Here is a 14,925-nt window from a genome sequence, read left to right as displayed (position 1 = left end):
GATCAACGAACGCCCGCTGTCATCCATTCGTCATGTGGCGCGCGCTGTACGCAACAAAAGCAAGGCGAGAAATGCCGATAGTGAGGCGAGCGCATTGATCCACAGCGCCCCGGCGCCGACGTGCTCCACCATTAGACCGACCGCGAGCGGTGCCAGTGCGCCGGTCGCGCGTGCAGGAAGCGAGATCAGTGCGACGCGCCTGCCAAATCCCTGCGGGCCGAACAGGGCGAGCGGCAATGTGCCACGCGCGATCGTGATGATGCCGTTGCCCGCGCCATAGCAGATCGCAAAAAGCGGTGCGAGGAGGGGACCTCCCAGCGAGAGGATGGCAACCCCAAGCGGATTCATCAGCGTGGCGAGCCGCGCCGACAACAGTGGATGGTAGCGCGCCAGCCATCCCGCCTCGATGATGCGCGCGCCGACCTGGGCCGGTCCTACCAGCGTTCCCGCAAACAGCGCGGCAGCAGGCGTTGCGCCCAGTTGCACCAGGATGGTCGGCAGCAGGGCCGAAAGGCCCGAACTGACGAACCCCGCGGCGGCGAACATATAGGCGAGCGCCACCATCGCAAACGTCTCGCTCTGACCCGATCCTTTGTCTGCCTGTATCTGAGCGGGCTCGATGGTTACGAGCGGCGTTGCGCGCGGCAGGCAGAGATTGAGCGGCAGCGCCAGCACAATATGGATCGATGCCCAGATCTGACAGGCCGCCCGCCAGCCCAGCTCGGAATCAAGCCAGGTCGAGATCGGCCACCCGACCGTGCTGGCGAAGCCTGCAATCAAGGTGATGCCGGTGATCGGCCGTCGCGCCGCGCTGCCATAGATGCGCGTCAGCGTCGCAAACGCGGCCTCGTACAGGCCCATTCCCATGGCCAGTCCGAGCACGATCCACGCCGCGATCAGAAGGATCGGGCCGCGCGCCAGCGAAAGCAGCAGCAGGCCGCTCGCAAACACGACGTTCGAGATTGCCAGTAATCCACGTCCACCGAACGTATCGATGGCATGGCCGACGCGCGGTCCGAGCAATCCTGCAATCACCAGCCCGCCTGACAGCGCGCCAAACACATGCGCGGGCTCCAGCGACAGGTCGCGGGCGATCGGCGCCGCCAGAATGGCGGGAAGGTAGTAGCTCGACGCCCACGCGATGGTTTGCGTGGTGCCGAGCGCGACAACAACCGGCAACGAACCGGCGACAGCGGCTTTCGTCATGAACAGCCGCAACCGGAAGCGCCCGACTGTCTGGCTGTCTCGTCGCTGGCGCAGCAGGCGGATGCATCCAGCTTGGCGGGACCGCCGCAACAACCGCCATCGGCCACCGATGCCGAAACGTTGCAGACGCCGGTTTCCGGAAGCTCGAGCTCGACCCGGCGCGCGGCCTCGATGTCGCCCGCAAGCTCCGCCGCGATTGACCGGACCTGCTCGTAGCCGGTCAGCATCAGGAAAGTCGGGGCGCGCCCGTAGGACTTCATCCCGGCGATGTAAAATCCGCCTTCAGGCTGCGCCAACTCGAGTGCGCCATGCGGGCGCACCGTTCCGCAGCTATGTTCATTCGGATCAATCAGCGGCGCCAGCGCCGGCGAGCAATCCAGTGCGGGATCCAGTGAAAGCCGCAATTCGCTCAAGAAGCCGAGGTCGGGCCGGAAACCCGTTGCGATGATCAGTTCATCGACGATGAGCGAGCGGCCGCAGCAGGCCGAGCCGGCCCCGATCCGAAGCCCGTCCTCTGCCATGGTCAGATGCGTGACACGGAAGGCCGGCTCGACGCGCACGCTTCCCCGTTGCACGAGTTCGGCGAACATGCTTCCGAGCGCGCCACGCGCCTCGAGCTTGTCATTAGCGCCGCCGCCAAAGGATTTTGCGGGATCGTCGCCGCGCAGCAGCCAGAAGATCTCCGTTCCGGCAGCCGATTGGGCGAGCGTGGCTAGATCGATCAGGGTCCCGATGGCCGAATGTCCGGCTCCGAGCACCGCGACCCGCTTGGATGCGTAGCGTCCTCGTTGCGTGCCGAGAACGTCGGGCATGCCATAGGCGATCCGAACCGAAGCTTCCCTTTCACCGATCGCGGGCAGGCCATTCGCACCGGCGGGGTTGGGTGACCACCAGGTGCCGGAGGCATCGATCACCGCATCGGCTCGCAGCGTCTTCTCGCCCGCGCCATTTCGGTAACGAAGCTCGAAGGGGGTATCGCCTCGGCCCTTGCTCCTGACCTTGTCGAATCCAACCCGGCTGATTCCGGTCACGCGCGCGGACACGTGGATGTGCTCGCGAAGCGTCGTGCTCGAGGCCAGCGGCTCCAGATATCGCTCCGCAAGTTCGCCGCCTGTCGGATAGGCCTGCGGGTCCGGCGAATTCCAGCCGCTCGGCTCAAGCAGCCGGCGCGCAGCCGCATCGATGTTGTATTCCCAGGGCGAGAACAGCTTCACATGCGACCACTGCCGCACGGCGTGGCCGACCTCCGGTCCTGTCTCCAGGACGATGGGCGTCATCCCGCGTTCCATCACATGCGCCGCCGCGGCGAGTCCGACGGGTCCGGCTCCGACGATGGCAACCGTCCTTCCAGTGTTCATCAGGATTCTCCCATCCTTCTAGAATTATCAAATAAGAAGGCAAAAAAATCAGGCCGCCGACTGGGCCCCTTTGCATTGTGTCTCTTCCGCGCAGCACTCGGCGACCAGGAAATCGACCAGGCTCCGCATCGTGTCATATTCGGCATGACAAACGAGCGTGGTGCCTTCTCTCACCTGAGAGATCAGCCCTACGGAAACGAGCGCCTTGACGTGATGCGACAAAGTCGATGCCGGAATTTTCAGCCGCTCCTGCAGCCGGCCGACGGGCATTCCGGTATGGCCGGCTCGGACCAGGGCGCGATAAATCTTCAGCCTGGTCGAGTTGCCCAGGGCTTCGAGTCGGGCTGCTGCGTCATCTATCTTCATGAAGCGCACCATGCATCCCCCGCCAGGAGCAGTCAACCATATTTCTAGAATGTTAGAAATAAGAAAGACGGGATTATTCCAGTCTCGCCGATGGAAGCCATTGGCGGTTGACACGGTGTCGTTATTTCCATAAATCTGGATATATGGAAACTGAAGAAGCCGTTCTGGCACTCGCCGCCCTTTCGCAGGCGACCCGTCTGGAGGCGTTTCGGACGCTCGTGAGGCACGAACCTGACGGCCTCGCCGCGGGCGATCTGGCCCGTCTGTTGGAGGTCCCGCCGAACACGCTATCGGCGCATCTGTCAATCTTGACCCGCGCGCGCCTGGTGACGTCGGAACGGCACAGCCGCTCGATCGTCTACCGCGCCAATCTCACAGAATTTCGGGACGTTGCGGTGTTCCTCCTGCGGGATTGCTGCGACGGGCGGCCGGAAGTCTGCACGCCGGTGGTCGAAAGCCTGCAGTCGTGCTGTTCTCCGAAACGAAAGGAGCGAACCCGTGGCTGATCAGGTCTACAACGTTCTGTTCCTCTGCACCGGCAATTCCGCGCGCTCAATCATGGCAGAATCGATCCTGCGGAAGGACGGAGCAGGACGTTTCAAGGCGTTCTCCGCCGGCAGCGCACCGAAGGGCGCGGTGCATCCGCTGGCGCTGCGCACACTTGAGAGCCTCGATTATCCCATCAATGGCATGCGCTCGAAAAGCTGGCTCGAGTTCGCTGCTCCCGATGCGCCGGTGATGGATTTCGTCTTCACTGTCTGTGACAACGCCGCCGGCGAGGCGTGCCCGGTTTGGCCCGGCCAGCCGATGACCGCACATTGGGGCATCGAGGATCCCGCCGAAGCCCAGGGGACGGAGCTGGAACGGCAGGCGGCGTTCATGACTGCGTTCCGCTACCTGAAAAATCGCATCGGCACTTTCGTCAGCCTTCCGCTCCGAAGCATCGACAGGCTGTCGCTCGGGGCCAGGCTGCGCGAGATCGGCCGCTCGGATGGTGCAACTTCCTCCCGAAACGACGTGGCCTGAACCATGAATATCTTCGAACGGTACCTTACGCTCTGGGTTGCGCTTTGCATCTTGGTCGGCGTGGCGCTGGGGCACATCATGCCCGGCTTTTTCGGCATGGTTGCAGCCGCCGAGATCGCCAAGTTCAACCTGCCGGTCGCAGTGCTGATCTGGCTCATGATCGTGCCGATGCTGCTCAAGATCGACTTCGGCTCGCTTGGACAGGTGCGCGAGCACTGGCGCGGCGTCGGCGTGACGCTGTTCATCAACTGGGCCGTCAAGCCGTTCTCGATGGCGTTGCTTGGCTCGTTCTTCATCGGCCACGTCTTTGCGCCATGGCTGCCGTCAGGGCAGATTCCCTCCTATATTGCCGGGCTGATCCTGCTCGCGGCCGCGCCCTGCACGGCGATGGTGTTCGTGTGGTCCAACCTTTGCGAGGGTGAGCCCCACTACACGCTCAGCCAGGTCGCGCTGAACGACGTGATCATGGTCTTCCTGTTCGCGCCGCTGGTCGGGCTTCTGCTGGGCGTGGCGTCGATCACCGTTCCATGGGGCACGCTGCTGCTGTCGGTCATCCTGTACATCGTGGTGCCCGTCGCTGTCGCGCAGCTGTGGCGGAGCGCGTTGCTGCGCGCCAGCGGCGGAGCCTTCGAGCGCACGATGCGAACGCTGCAACCCCTCTCTCTGGTCGCGTTGCTGGCCACCCTGGTCCTCCTGTTTGGATTTCAGGGCGAGCAGATCGTCAGGCAACCGGTCGTGATTGCAATCCTTGCCGTGCCGATCCTGGTCCAGGTCTACCTCAACGCCGGCCTCGCATACTGGCTGAGCCGGCGTTTCGGCGTGGCCTGGTGCGTGGCCGCTCCGGCTGCACTGATCGGGGCCAGCAACTTCTTCGAGCTCGCGGTCGCCGCCGCAATCAGCCTGTTCGGTCTTGACTCGGGGGCGGCGCTTGCGACCGTCGTCGGCGTCCTCGTCGAGGTGCCGGTGATGCTCTCGGTGGTCCGCATCGTCAAGGCGACGAGGGGGTGGTACGAAGCCGCGGCCGGCGCGACGAGTGCTGCGGTGGAGGTGAGACGATGACCGTTACGATCTATCACAATCCGGATTGCGGCACCTCGCGCAACACACTCGCCATGATCCGGCAGAGCGGGGTCGAACCCATCGTCATCGAATATCTGAAGACGCCACCATCGCGCGAGAAGCTCAAGGAACTGATCACCGCGATGGGCATTCCGGTGCGCGCCCTGCTGCGCGAGAAGGGCACGCCCTTTCAAGAACTCGGTCTTGATGATCCAAAATGGTCCGATGACGAGCTGATTGATCAGATGCTCGCGCATCCGATCCTGATCAATCGTCCGATTGTGGTGACCCCCAAAGGGGTCAAGTTGTGCCGGCCGTCCGAAGCAGTATTGCCGTTGCTGCCCAATCCGCATATCGGCCGCTTCGTCAAGGAAGACGGCGAGGTCATCGAGAGCTGACTCGCGCTACATCGCGCGGACGCTGGCCAGGAACTTGTCGACCTCCACTTCCAGCTCGGACGCGTTCTTCGCGAGGCTGCCCGAGGCGGCGAGCACGTTGCCGGCGGCCTGGCTGGTGTCGCCGATGGCGCGATTGGTCCCGTTGATGTTGGTGGTGACTTCCTTGGTGGCGGCGGCCTGCTCCTCGACGGCGCTCGCGATCGCGGTAGAGATCTCGTTGATCTGATTGATCGTTTGCGAGATCGCCTTGAGTGCGGCTGCGGTGTCGCCGGTTGCCGCCTGCATCTCCTGGATCTGCGCGGCGATGTCTTCGGTTGCCTTCGCGGTTTGGCCCGCCAGCGCCTTCACCTCCGACGCCACCACGGCAAAGCCTCGGCCCGCATCGCCGGCACGGGCGGATTCGATGGTGGCGTTCAGGGCGAGGAGATTGGTCTGGCCGGCGATCTGGCTGATCAGGGCGACGACGTCGCCGATCCGTTGCGCGACGGTCACCAGCCCGGTGACCAGCCTGTCCGATTTCTCGGCCTCCTGGACGGCCGCCTTGGCGACGCGGCTGGCTTCGGAGACCTGCCGGCTGATCTCGTTGACCGAGGACGAGAGCTGTTCGGAGGCCGATGCCGCGCTCGATGACCTCTGATTGACGAAGTCGGCAGTCGCCGACAGCGACTGCGCCGTGGTTTGCATCTGGCTGGAGGCCCAAGCGAGCGTGCCCACCAGGCTCTTCACGTTCTTCTCGAAGTCGTCGGCGAGCTTCACACTGCCGGTGACCACCGCCCAGCTCAGCATCGCGCCGGTATAGTTGCCGTTCTTGTCTGACAGCGCGGAGACCCTCAGGTCGAGTGTCTCCGGTCCCAGCTTGATCTTGGCCGCGTGCGGCAGATTCCGGGGATCTGCGATGATGCGCCGCTGGTGCTGCGGATTCCTGTGAAAGATATCGAAGGATTTTCCGAGAATCTGGTCCGGCGGAACCGGAAGCAGGTGCTTGACGGTTTCGAGCGTCTTCAAGCTCGTCTTGTTGATGTAGGTGATCCTGGTATCGGCGTCGCACATCATGATGTTGATGGGCATGTTGTCGAGCATCTGCAACTGCCGCTCGGTCTCGGCCTCGAGCTTGGCCCTTTCGGTGGCCAGCTCCCAGGTCAGCATCGGTCCGGTGTAGCGGCCGCGGCTATCCAGCATCGCGGTCACCGTGAGGTCGAGGGTCTCCCCGCCGATCGTGATGCGCGCCTTGTGCGGCAAATTCTTCGGATTGGACAGCAGCCGGCGCTGGCGCTGAGGATCTTTATGGAAAATGTCGATCGATTGGCCGAGCAGGGCGTCGACCTTCACCGGCAGCACATGCTCGATCTTCCTGAGATTCTGCCTGGTGGATTCGTTAAGATAGACGATCTTGAAATCGGTCAGTTCGCAGATCATCACGCTGATCGGCATGTGATCCAGCAATCGAAACGAGCCTTTCGGCTTGAAGCCCGAAAGCATCGGCTTTCCCCCAGCGTTGCAACGTTCACGGATGCCTTCGCAGCAGCCCCGTAAGCTGCGAAGAATCGAAGAGGAAAGTACGGTAAGTGATTCGACCGAGCGTTTTCAAACCTGTACACTACAACTCTCGTCGTACGGGTGTGCCGCGCAAGCGATCGGTCGCGGGGTCGGGAACTTTGTGCTGCTATTCCGGGCGATTTCGCTTTCGCCGGCAGACTTGCGCGCGAGCGCCGAACCTTTCTGGAGTTCGGCGATTAGGCGAACGAGGAAACCCCTCAAAAACCTGCGGAGAGTTCCATGCAAGTCCAGGAAATGATCAGCCGGCACCCACAGGCTCATGGCAGGGGCAATAATGGCTTGCTCGCCCGCTGCATTGAGCAGTGCTACTCCTGCGCCCAGATCTGCACCTCCTGCGCCGACGCCTGCCTCGCGGAGGACATGGTCAAGTCGTTGACGCAATGCATCCGTCTCAACCTCGACTGCGCGGACGTCTGCAATATCACTGGCAGGATGGCCACGCGTCAGACGGGCTGGGACGACGAAATGATCCGCCGCATGCTGCACACTTGCGCCGCGGCCTGCCGGCTCTGCGCCGACGAATGCCAGAAGCATGCAGGCGAGCACGAGCATTGCCGCATCTGCGCCGATGCCTGCCGCCGCTGCATGCAGGCCTGCGACGAGGCCGGACGCAGCATGGCGCATTGAGAGGAGCCGGCAGGTCCGCCGAAAACGCAACTGGGCCCGGCTGTGCGATTCTCGTGTCGCGCACTTACGTCATGAGCCGGGGGCTTTTTGACAGGTGAGATTACTTTGGTTCAGGGGGAGCAATGAGCACCGAGGCACGAGAATTCATCGACTTTTGGATCCGGAACAGTGTTCACGCCGCTGAGCAGTCGGGAACCGCTGGCGCGTCCCAAGACGTGGCGGAATTGACGCAGCGATGCCGCGAAATGGCTGAGCGCGAAGGAATCTCGGAACAGGCGATGCGTGATGAGGTCGGTGATCTGACTGAATACATCCGCAGCACGCTCGATGCCGTAAACGTGGCTGAGAAGGAACGGCAACAGAGCGAACCAAAATAGCCTAATCGAGTGCGGAGAGCGCCTGCAGTCCTTTAGGCGTATGGCGGCTGTTCGACGAGCGTAGCGATCAAACGCAGAAGGGCTTGGTGCTCGGGTCCATTCACGCCGCTCCGCAAGAACTCCCCCAGCTCGATATGCGAGAGCCGACCTCCAGAAGGCGCATTTGGCTGATGGATGATGAACGCATTTCCCGTCGTCGGTTCGCGCCCCAAGAACCAGGCATCTCCGTTCGGACTGCGATAGAGCTCGCGGCGTTCTGGCATGGCGGTTCTCGTTTCAGAGTTAGGAACAATTATAGAAACCGGTGCACTGAGCAACCAAGAACAAATTCCACCCGGAATGGTTTGTTGCAGGCCGACAATGGTCTGCGGCATCTAACCGCAGTTGGCCTGCTCAACCTGTACAATTGAGCAGGCCGCGTCGCCATCCCAGTACATCCGTGGGAGGGCGAGATAACGACCCGGCAGGACCTCGAGGATAATGCCGGATGAAGCCATCAAACCAGCAAAAGGTTTTCCGCGCTCGTCTTGCCGCGCATGCGGTCGGTCTTCACGTCGAAGCCAACCTTCTGGCCTTCGGCGAGTCCGACAAGGCCGGCGCGTTCAACCGCGCTGATATGAACAAACACATCATTGCCGCCATCGGTGGGCTGGATGAATCCGAAGCCCTTTTGGGCGTTGAACCACTTGACTGTACCTGTGGACATTTTTCTTCTCCAAAGCATGTGAAAACGTCGCGCGGGATTACGCGGCGTTCAAATTCAATCGACGATGTCTTTGGAAAAGGGCCGCTTGGACCGTTCAACAAGGCGCAGCGGCTATCGAACATTTGGAACATAGATACTTCACATGAGAATGCAAGGTGTATCGACGTCACTCCCGCCAATAAAGAATGTCATCTCAGACGCGATTATCGTGAAGGAGTAGATGGGATCGCGTCCGCAGGCGTCGCCTAGGCCTCTCACTCTGGCAGGAGAACCATCCCCGCTCTCCCGCGACGCGCCTGCTGGCTCCCGCTCATGCTGCCGCTTAAGTTAAGTGGCTGACGTCACCAGGAATGCGCGCTGCCACGCGAAATTTGCAATGAAATTCCTTAGGACGCGCCTTCTTGAAGTGAGACTGGTTGCGCTGCTCCCGGAGAAGTAGGAGTGGCAAGTCTGTAAAGGCGGCGCTCCCCATTTTCATCGAGATACCTCCTTCCGTTGATCGCCCGTCAACGGGGAGGGCGATCGCATATGAAATAGAACTTGGTAGGCGGTTCTTTCGCGGCCCATCCTTCGAGACGCCCGCCTTGGGCGGGCTCCTCAGGATGAGGTCTGATTTCGCGGCGGAATTCTTAGACCCTCATGGCGAGGAGCGCCGCTTGCGGCGCGTCTCGAACCATGAGGCCCGCCTCGTTCACAGCCATTAAACAGCTATATGCGATACCCCTGCGTCAAACGGGGAGGAGGTCATAGCGATGATCAACGTATGTTCATCACGGTCTAGGGCGGTCCAGTATCTCCCGCACACGCAAGGCGAGCTTTGCCTGCGACACCGGCTTTTCCACCAGTTCGACCCCCTTGTCGAGCCGCCCCTGATGGACGATGGCGTTGCGCGAATAGCCGGTCATGTAGAGGATCCTGAGGTCCGGCCGGATCTGGATGGCGCGCTTGCCGAGCTCGCGACCGTTCATGCCCGGCATCACCACGTCCGTCAGCATCAGGTTGATATGAGGTTGATCCTGCAGGAGCAGTGTGAGCGCTGCCTGCGCGCTCGAGGCGGTCAGCACGCGATAGTTCAAGTCGCGCAGGACGTCGCTGACATAGGCGCGCAGGTCATCGTCATCTTCGACGACGAGGATCGTCTCCATCTTGTCGCCTTCGGCGACCGGCTCACTGACGTCATCCGGTTCCTCGACCACGCCATGGAAGCGCGGGAAGTACATCTTGACCGTCGTGCCATGTCCGACCTCACTATAGATCTTGACGTGTCCGCCGGATTGCTTGACGAAGCCGTAGACTTGGCTGAGACCGAGCCCGGTGCCTGCGCCCGCTTCCTTGGTGGTGAAGAAGGGTTCGAAGACGTGCTGCAGCACGTCCTGGCTCATGCCGGTGCCGGTGTCGGTGACGCAAAGCGCCACGTACTGCCCCGGCGCCAGCTCAGGATTGCGCAGGCAATATTCCTCGTCGGCGGCGACGTTCGCCGCTTCGATCGTGAGCTTGCCGCCCTGCGGCATCGCATCGCGGGCGTTGATCGCCAGGTTGACGATGGCCGACTCCAGATGGTCGGGATCGACCTCGACCTGCCAGAGCCCGGCGCCGCCGACGCTCTGGACTTCGATCCGCTCCCCGAGCGTCCGCTGCAGGAAGTCCTGCAAGCCGTTGAGGAACTTGTTGAGGTTCATCGGCCGCGGGTCGAGCGCCTGGCGGCGTGAGAAGGCGAGCAGCCTGCTGGTGAGCGCCGCCGCGCGCTGTGCGCTGCGCTTGGCGTGACCAAGCGCGCGCTGGATATTGCTGCTGACCGGAACCTGCTTCAGGTGGCGTTCGGCGGTTTCGAGATTGCCCATCACGATCATCAACAAATTGTTGAAGTCGTGGGCGATGCCGCCGCTGAGCTGTCCGACCGCTTCGAGCTTCTGCGATGCCAAGAGCTGCTTTTGAACTTCCGCCAACTTTTCCTGAGCTTGCTTGCGTTCGCTGATGTCCCGCGTGACCTTGGCAAATCCGACCAATTCGCCGTTCTCGTCTGTGATCCGGTCGATGACGACCGAGGCCCAGAACTTCGAGCCATCCTTGCGGACCCGCCAGCCCTCCGCCTCGAAGCGGCCCTGGCGCGCGGCCTGCTCCAGTGCCTTCCTTGGAATTTCGAGGGCTCGGTCTTCGTCTCTGTAGAAGCGTGAGAAGTGCTGCCCGATGATTTCATCCGGCTCATAGCCCTTGATCCGCTGCGCACCAGGGTTCCAGGTGACGACATTACCGGCGGGATCGAGCTGAAAGATCGCGTAGTCGACCACGGCTTCGATCAGTCGCCGATAACGCCGCTCGCTTTCCAGAAGTCTTTCGTGGGCCTCCTGCCGCTCGGTAATGTCGCGCGTGACCTTGACGAAACCAAGCAGCTTGCCTTGTTCATCCTTGATGGCATCGAGCACGACCATCGCCCAGAACCGGCTCCCGTCCTTGCGCACCCGCCAGCCTTCGGCAGTGAATCGTCCTTTCTCGGCGGCGGTCGCGATCGCCCTCTGTGGCAGTCCGGCATCGCGATCCTCAGGCGTATAGAACATCGAGAACGATTGTCCGATGACTTCGTCGGCGCGGTAGCCCTTCAGGCGCGCGGCACCGGAATTCCAGCTCGCGATCGTGCCATCGGGCTCGATCATGTAGATGGCGTAGTCGACAATTGCATCAATGAGGAGTTGAAGGCGTTGAGCGTCCGCTACTTGGTTTACTGCGTGTTCCATGCTTGGGACGGGCTGCTCGCGTGTTGGGGGCGCACTCGATCAAAACGAGATGATGGATTCTGCGCTGCAGATCAGCGGCTTTGCTCACAACAATAGCAGTAACTCCAATTGGTTCCGCCACTGGTCAAATGGTTCACCGTGATCGCGAAGCAGTATTAACGATCGACCTATCGGGGGCAGCCTTTTGATGGAGGCCGGCAGGCTCCGAGCCCCATGACCAGTCTTCCGATTATCGGAATCCGGCTTGCGTTGGTGAGTGTCCGAAGGCGAGGAAATACGGTTCCAGAATTAACCTGAAACCGCAGTATCAAGCTTAATTCTGGTATTGAGCTGCGGCTGGGAAAACTTGGCACTAGGTTGCGGTATGCCCAACCGCAACCGCCGCAATGACCCACCATCGTCGCCCTTGATCAGAAATGATCTGCGCGTCCAGTACGAAGAGATTCTTCGGTTACGGGCGAAGTTGAAACGCCTGCTCGCCAAGAAAGCCCGCGGCCAATCCAAGCGACGTCCTCGTCACTAGATGCAACCGCAACTTCGCCCGTTCGCTTGCACAAACCTCGACGCGCGTAGCGCGAACCCGGAATCCATTGACCACGAACGGCGAGATGGATCCTGGGTTCGATGCCGGCGAGCGACTGACTTGGCTTGAATGGCACGTGTAGCTAGGCCGTCTTCTGTTGAACCAACCCGATGATGACCAGGAGAAGCACGGCACCGATAACCGCGTTCATGATCGCCGCAAGAATGCCGCCATAAGCATGACCTCGACTCCGATGTTGAAGGGCCGCCGCGGCAACAGGGTCATGAACGATTTCGGCCAAAGCTTCGGGGCGTTTTGATCTGGATCAAGCTCTGCGGGTGGACGGTGAGACTGCGAAAGCCTTGATCTAAGTCAAAGGAGATGCAGGCCGGCGTCGAAAACTGTGGACGGTGCTGGTCGCCCATTGGCGGGCATCGTTGCCGGAGCCATCGGATCGACGGCACCTCAATATCGGGAGGATGCCCATGGTTCGTTACGGTCTCATCGGCTTGGCGGCAGCCGTCCTTGTCGCCGCCAGTTTGGTTCCGGATGATGCGTTTGCCCGCCGTGGTGGAGGCGGCGGCTTCCGTGCCGGCGGCGGATTTCATGGTGGCGGCATGCGCGCCGCTCAGTTCCGGGGCGGTGCCGTTCATGCCGGGCGCGTCGGCGGATACAGGGTCGCCGGACGAGGATACGGATATCGGCCAATAGCAGGGCGCCCGGTTGCTCGCGCGGCGGTGGCCCGAGGGGCTTACCGCAATGCGGCTTATCGCGGGGCGTGGAGAGGAGCGGCGTATGGCCTGGGTGCGGCAGCGGCAGGAGCCGCCGCGGCAGGGGCCTACGGCTACTACGGCGGCTACAACAGCTGCACGTATGACACCTACGGCAATTGGGTCTGCCCGGGTCAGTATCCTTACGGATATCGGTACTGAAGCGTTTTCGAGCGAAGTGGACACCGGTCCGCGTGAAGAAAACGCGTCAAAACAAGAATCTAGAGCTTCGGTTCTGACTCAATCAGAACCGAAATGCTCTGTCGAAATCGACCGGTTGCGGACGGCAGTGCCCTAAGGCGGCTGCCGCCTGCGCTCAGATTTGCCGCCGCTTCCACCGGACCTGACCGATCGCGGCGGCGCCGCTGCTGCAATTGCCGATGTCCGGGATTGAAGTTCGACGGCAGGTTCAGATTGCCTCGGCTTGGTCGGAAGCCGGAGGCCATACTCGTGAACCCCGACGACCCAGTCATGATGAGGTTGATCCAACATGGGCGACACTCCCAAGCTCTCAGTCGAGAAGGCGCTTGAAAAGCTGCGCGGCAGCGAGCCGCCTAAATCGAAGAACGAGCGGTTCGGCGAAAAAATGGACGAGCTCGACGAGGAGATAAAGCGCATGAGAGCGCAGAGGCTGCGCCTCGATCAGAACCGGCGTAAGCAAGATTGAGCGCAGAACCGGCAGACTGCAGGCGCTAAGCGGGCTCGGCCTCGTTCAGATCGGCTGGTGAGATCCCGGCGGCACCATATACAGCGTCATGGCGAAGATCACGTAGATGAATAGCAGCAAGGCGCCAATAAACCATGCTGACCGTCCGCTATTGGTGATGAAGCAGGACGTAACGGTGGCGATCATGACCATGGTCACGGCGCCGGGCCAGAACTGCAAGTCCATTGGTTTCGGACCGACGACGTAGCTGAGAAGCACCAGTACCGGCGCAACGAACAGGGCAATTTGAGAGGCGCTTCCGAGCGCAATGCTGACGCTCATATCGAGGCGGTTCTTGCGGGCCGCAGAAAACGCGACCGCCATTTCCGCCGCGGCACCGACAAGCGCGACGATGATGAAGCCGACGAAGGCAGGGCTTATCCCTAACGTCTCTCCTGCCTTCTGCACCGAACTGACGAAAATCTCGCTCACCAAGGCAACCAGCACCGTGACAACAAGGAGTGTGCCGATCGCCAGTCCGATCGGCCAACCAGCTCCGCCGGCCTCGCCGTGATCCTCGCTCGCGAACAGTTCCTTGTGCGTCTTGAGCGAGAACAGCAGGCCCAGGCTGTAGGCAAGTATGAGCAACACAGCAAGACCTGCACTGAGCTTCTGCGCCATCACCTCGCCTCGTGCCGGATCGAGGTCGGCGACCGCTGCCGGTGCGAGGAGAGCGATCGTGGCCATCAACAGCAACGCCGAATACAGCCTTCCTCCGGCGCGATTGTAGTCCTGAACGTGATGCCTTAGCCCACCGAGCAGAAATGAGGCTCCCAGCATGAACAGCGAATTGGTGACGATGGCGCCAGCGATCGACGCCTTCACCAGCATGTACTCTCCAGCGCGCAGCGCGGCTATCGCGATGATCAATTCGGTTAGATTGCCCAACGTTGCGTTGAGCAGGCCACCTATCGCGTCACCCGTCTTTTCGGCAACGCTCTCGGTTGCGAGGCTAAGCAGAGCCGCAAGCGGCACGATAGCCAGGACAGCGAGTACAAACAGTGCGGTGTGAGCGGACGGCGCTGTTCGTTCAGCCACCAGCACGATAGGCACGAAAACCAGCATCCAGAGTAAGGGGCTGTGCCGGATTTCCTTGAGCAGAAGGTTCATTGCCGCGTCTCGCCGCAAGCAGATCGACGACACTTTTTCTGAGCGCCGAAACGCGCGTGTTATTGATCTAGCTCAAGGCGGGCCGATACCGATTGACCAGGCGAAACAGGCGCGGAGTGCCGACGCTCTGTCACCGCAATCGTCCAATGTCGCGTGCGCGCAAGGCGAAATATCCAAGCGATTCCAACGTGATTTGTCCCGTCCAGCCTTGCCGCAAAAAACATTCCGCTTCCGTCGTCGGGCAAATCAGCATTATTAATCCGCGCGTCTCATCCGAATGAGGGGCGGCTCGCGATCGTCACGAACGTTGCGGTGAGATGCGGTGGACGCGGGTGTTGCGACTGACGAGCGTGACTATCCGTGGACGGCGAAGTCGTGTGGTTCTGGCGCCCCGACGCTGGCGC

The 14,925-nt window shown here is 61.5% G+C and carries 16 protein-coding genes; 7 read left to right on the top strand and 9 right to left on the bottom strand.

Annotated elements, in window-relative coordinates; translation table 11 throughout:
• Nucleotides 1-30: 30 nt before the first annotated feature.
• From I6F35_RS35955 to I6F35_RS35945, 3 genes are read right to left on the bottom strand one after another with little or no spacing between them, the layout of a single operon-like run.
• Nucleotides 31-1,206 carry an MFS transporter gene (locus I6F35_RS35955; protein WP_225122361.1) on the bottom strand — a complete coding sequence of 392 codons (1,176 nt, stop codon included), beginning with the start codon at nt 1,204-1,206 and terminating at the stop codon, nt 31-33.
• Complete coding sequence (locus I6F35_RS35950; RefSeq protein WP_225122360.1) at nt 1,203-2,564, bottom strand: NAD(P)-binding domain-containing protein; 1,362 nt, start codon at nt 2,562-2,564, stop codon at nt 1,203-1,205. The genes I6F35_RS35955 and I6F35_RS35950 overlap by 4 nt, the downstream gene beginning before the upstream one ends.
• A 48-nt stretch (nt 2,565-2,612) precedes the next feature.
• Nucleotides 2,613-2,930 (bottom strand): metalloregulator ArsR/SmtB family transcription factor, encoded by a 318-nt coding sequence (locus I6F35_RS35945; protein WP_225122395.1) that lies wholly within the window; start codon nt 2,928-2,930, stop codon nt 2,613-2,615.
• A 143-nt stretch (nt 2,931-3,073) separates the two neighbouring features.
• Here I6F35_RS35945 and I6F35_RS35940 point away from each other — a divergent pair, with 143 nt between their 5' ends.
• Genes I6F35_RS35940 through arsC form a run of 4 tightly spaced genes read left to right on the top strand, consistent with a single transcriptional unit; the run spans nt 3,074 to nt 5,413 of the window.
• Nucleotides 3,074-3,436 (top strand): metalloregulator ArsR/SmtB family transcription factor, encoded by a 363-nt coding sequence (locus tag I6F35_RS35940; protein WP_225122359.1) that lies wholly within the window; start codon nt 3,074-3,076, stop codon nt 3,434-3,436.
• Nucleotides 3,429-3,956, top strand: coding sequence for an arsenate reductase ArsC (locus I6F35_RS35935; protein ID WP_225122358.1), 528 nt, complete (start codon nt 3,429-3,431; stop codon nt 3,954-3,956). Before I6F35_RS35940 ends, I6F35_RS35935 begins: the two co-directional genes overlap by 8 nt.
• Nucleotides 3,957-3,959: 3 nt before the next feature.
• Nucleotides 3,960-5,015, top strand: a complete 1,056-nt coding sequence (arsB, locus tag I6F35_RS35930) for an ACR3 family arsenite efflux transporter (RefSeq protein WP_225122357.1) — start codon at nt 3,960-3,962, stop codon at nt 5,013-5,015.
• Nucleotides 5,012-5,413, top strand: a complete 402-nt coding sequence (gene arsC / locus I6F35_RS35925) for an arsenate reductase (glutaredoxin) (RefSeq protein ID WP_225122356.1) — start codon at nt 5,012-5,014, stop codon at nt 5,411-5,413. The genes arsB and arsC overlap by 4 nt, the downstream gene beginning before the upstream one ends.
• Nucleotides 5,414-5,419: 6 nt before the next feature.
• On the opposite strand, the gene I6F35_RS35920 is transcribed toward arsC, so the two are convergent.
• Entirely contained in the window at nt 5,420-6,892 is a 1,473-nt protein-coding gene (locus tag I6F35_RS35920; RefSeq protein ID WP_225122355.1) for a methyl-accepting chemotaxis protein, read from the bottom strand.
• Between the two features lie 297 nt (nt 6,893-7,189).
• Between I6F35_RS35920 and I6F35_RS35915 the strand changes: the two genes are divergently transcribed.
• Nucleotides 7,190-7,597, top strand: a complete 408-nt coding sequence (locus I6F35_RS35915) for a four-helix bundle copper-binding protein (RefSeq protein WP_225122354.1) — start codon at nt 7,190-7,192, stop codon at nt 7,595-7,597.
• A 122-nt stretch (nt 7,598-7,719) separates the two neighbouring features.
• On the top strand, nt 7,720-7,974 hold the full coding sequence (locus tag I6F35_RS35910) for a hypothetical protein (protein WP_225122353.1): 255 nt from the start codon (nt 7,720-7,722) through the stop codon (nt 7,972-7,974).
• Between the two features lie 32 nt (nt 7,975-8,006).
• Here I6F35_RS35910 and I6F35_RS35905 read toward each other — a convergent pair whose 3' ends face one another.
• The 4 genes from I6F35_RS35905 to I6F35_RS35890 form a co-directional block, all read right to left on the bottom strand.
• Nucleotides 8,007-8,348 (bottom strand): hypothetical protein, encoded by a 342-nt coding sequence (locus I6F35_RS35905; protein WP_225122352.1) that lies wholly within the window; start codon nt 8,346-8,348, stop codon nt 8,007-8,009.
• Between the two features lie 122 nt (nt 8,349-8,470).
• A complete protein-coding gene (locus I6F35_RS35900) occupies nt 8,471-8,680 on the bottom strand; it encodes a cold-shock protein (protein ID WP_225122351.1) in 210 nt (69 codons plus the stop codon).
• Between the two features lie 770 nt (nt 8,681-9,450).
• Nucleotides 9,451-11,412 (bottom strand): PAS domain-containing sensor histidine kinase, encoded by a 1,962-nt coding sequence (locus tag I6F35_RS35895; RefSeq protein WP_225122350.1) that lies wholly within the window; start codon nt 11,410-11,412, stop codon nt 9,451-9,453.
• Between the two features lie 804 nt (nt 11,413-12,216).
• Complete coding sequence (locus I6F35_RS35890; RefSeq protein WP_225122398.1) at nt 12,217-12,588, bottom strand: hypothetical protein; 372 nt, start codon at nt 12,586-12,588, stop codon at nt 12,217-12,219.
• Between the two features lie 607 nt (nt 12,589-13,195).
• On the opposite strand from I6F35_RS35890, the gene I6F35_RS35880 reads away from it, so the two are divergent.
• The gene (locus tag I6F35_RS35880; protein WP_225122349.1) at nt 13,196-13,372 is read left to right on the top strand and encodes a hypothetical protein; all 177 of its coding nucleotides are present in this window, start codon (nt 13,196-13,198) and stop codon (nt 13,370-13,372) included.
• Nucleotides 13,373-13,417: 45 nt separating this feature from the next.
• On the opposite strand, the gene cax is transcribed toward I6F35_RS35880, so the two are convergent.
• Nucleotides 13,418-14,521, bottom strand: coding sequence for a calcium/proton exchanger (gene cax / locus I6F35_RS35875; protein WP_225122348.1), 1,104 nt, complete (start codon nt 14,519-14,521; stop codon nt 13,418-13,420).
• Between the last annotated feature and the right edge of the window lie 404 nt (nt 14,522-14,925).

Origin of the sequence: Bradyrhizobium sp. BRP22 (assembly GCF_020194175.1) — a bacterium.
In the GTDB taxonomy this organism is placed as follows: Bacteria; Pseudomonadota; Alphaproteobacteria; order Rhizobiales; family Xanthobacteraceae; genus Bradyrhizobium.
Note: the sequence above shows the minus strand (reverse complement) of the source record. Positions and strands in the feature narration are given on the sequence as shown.

Excerpts from the sequence above, each read along its gene's own strand:
- I6F35_RS35905 (WP_225122352.1), bottom strand. The coding sequence starts at position 8,348 with ATGCCGCAGACCATTGTCGGCCTGCAACAAACCATTCCGGGTGGAATT.
- I6F35_RS35945 (WP_225122395.1), bottom strand. The coding sequence starts at position 2,930 with ATGAAGATAGATGACGCAGCAGCCCGACTCGAAGCCCTGGGCAACTCG.
- I6F35_RS35890 (WP_225122398.1), bottom strand. The coding sequence starts at position 12,588 with ATGAACGGCACCGCCCCGGAACTGAGCGGCGCGCATGCCGCCACCATG.
- I6F35_RS35955 (WP_225122361.1), bottom strand. The coding sequence starts at position 1,206 with ATGACGAAAGCCGCTGTCGCCGGTTCGTTGCCGGTTGTTGTCGCGCTC.
- I6F35_RS35915 (WP_225122354.1), top strand. The coding sequence starts at position 7,190 with ATGCAAGTCCAGGAAATGATCAGCCGGCACCCACAGGCTCATGGCAGG.
- arsC (WP_225122356.1), top strand. The coding sequence starts at position 5,012 with ATGACCGTTACGATCTATCACAATCCGGATTGCGGCACCTCGCGCAAC.
- I6F35_RS35950 (WP_225122360.1), bottom strand. The coding sequence starts at position 2,564 with ATGAACACTGGAAGGACGGTTGCCATCGTCGGAGCCGGACCCGTCGGA.
- I6F35_RS35895 (WP_225122350.1), bottom strand. The coding sequence starts at position 11,412 with ATGGAACACGCAGTAAACCAAGTAGCGGACGCTCAACGCCTTCAACTC.
- I6F35_RS35940 (WP_225122359.1), top strand. The coding sequence starts at position 3,074 with ATGGAAACTGAAGAAGCCGTTCTGGCACTCGCCGCCCTTTCGCAGGCG.
- I6F35_RS35920 (WP_225122355.1), bottom strand. The coding sequence starts at position 6,892 with ATGCTTTCGGGCTTCAAGCCGAAAGGCTCGTTTCGATTGCTGGATCAC.
- I6F35_RS35900 (WP_225122351.1), bottom strand. The coding sequence starts at position 8,680 with ATGTCCACAGGTACAGTCAAGTGGTTCAACGCCCAAAAGGGCTTCGGA.
- I6F35_RS35910 (WP_225122353.1), top strand. The coding sequence starts at position 7,720 with ATGAGCACCGAGGCACGAGAATTCATCGACTTTTGGATCCGGAACAGT.
- I6F35_RS35880 (WP_225122349.1), top strand. The coding sequence starts at position 13,196 with ATGGGCGACACTCCCAAGCTCTCAGTCGAGAAGGCGCTTGAAAAGCTG.
- arsB (WP_225122357.1), top strand. The coding sequence starts at position 3,960 with ATGAATATCTTCGAACGGTACCTTACGCTCTGGGTTGCGCTTTGCATC.
- cax (WP_225122348.1), bottom strand. The coding sequence starts at position 14,521 with ATGAACCTTCTGCTCAAGGAAATCCGGCACAGCCCCTTACTCTGGATG.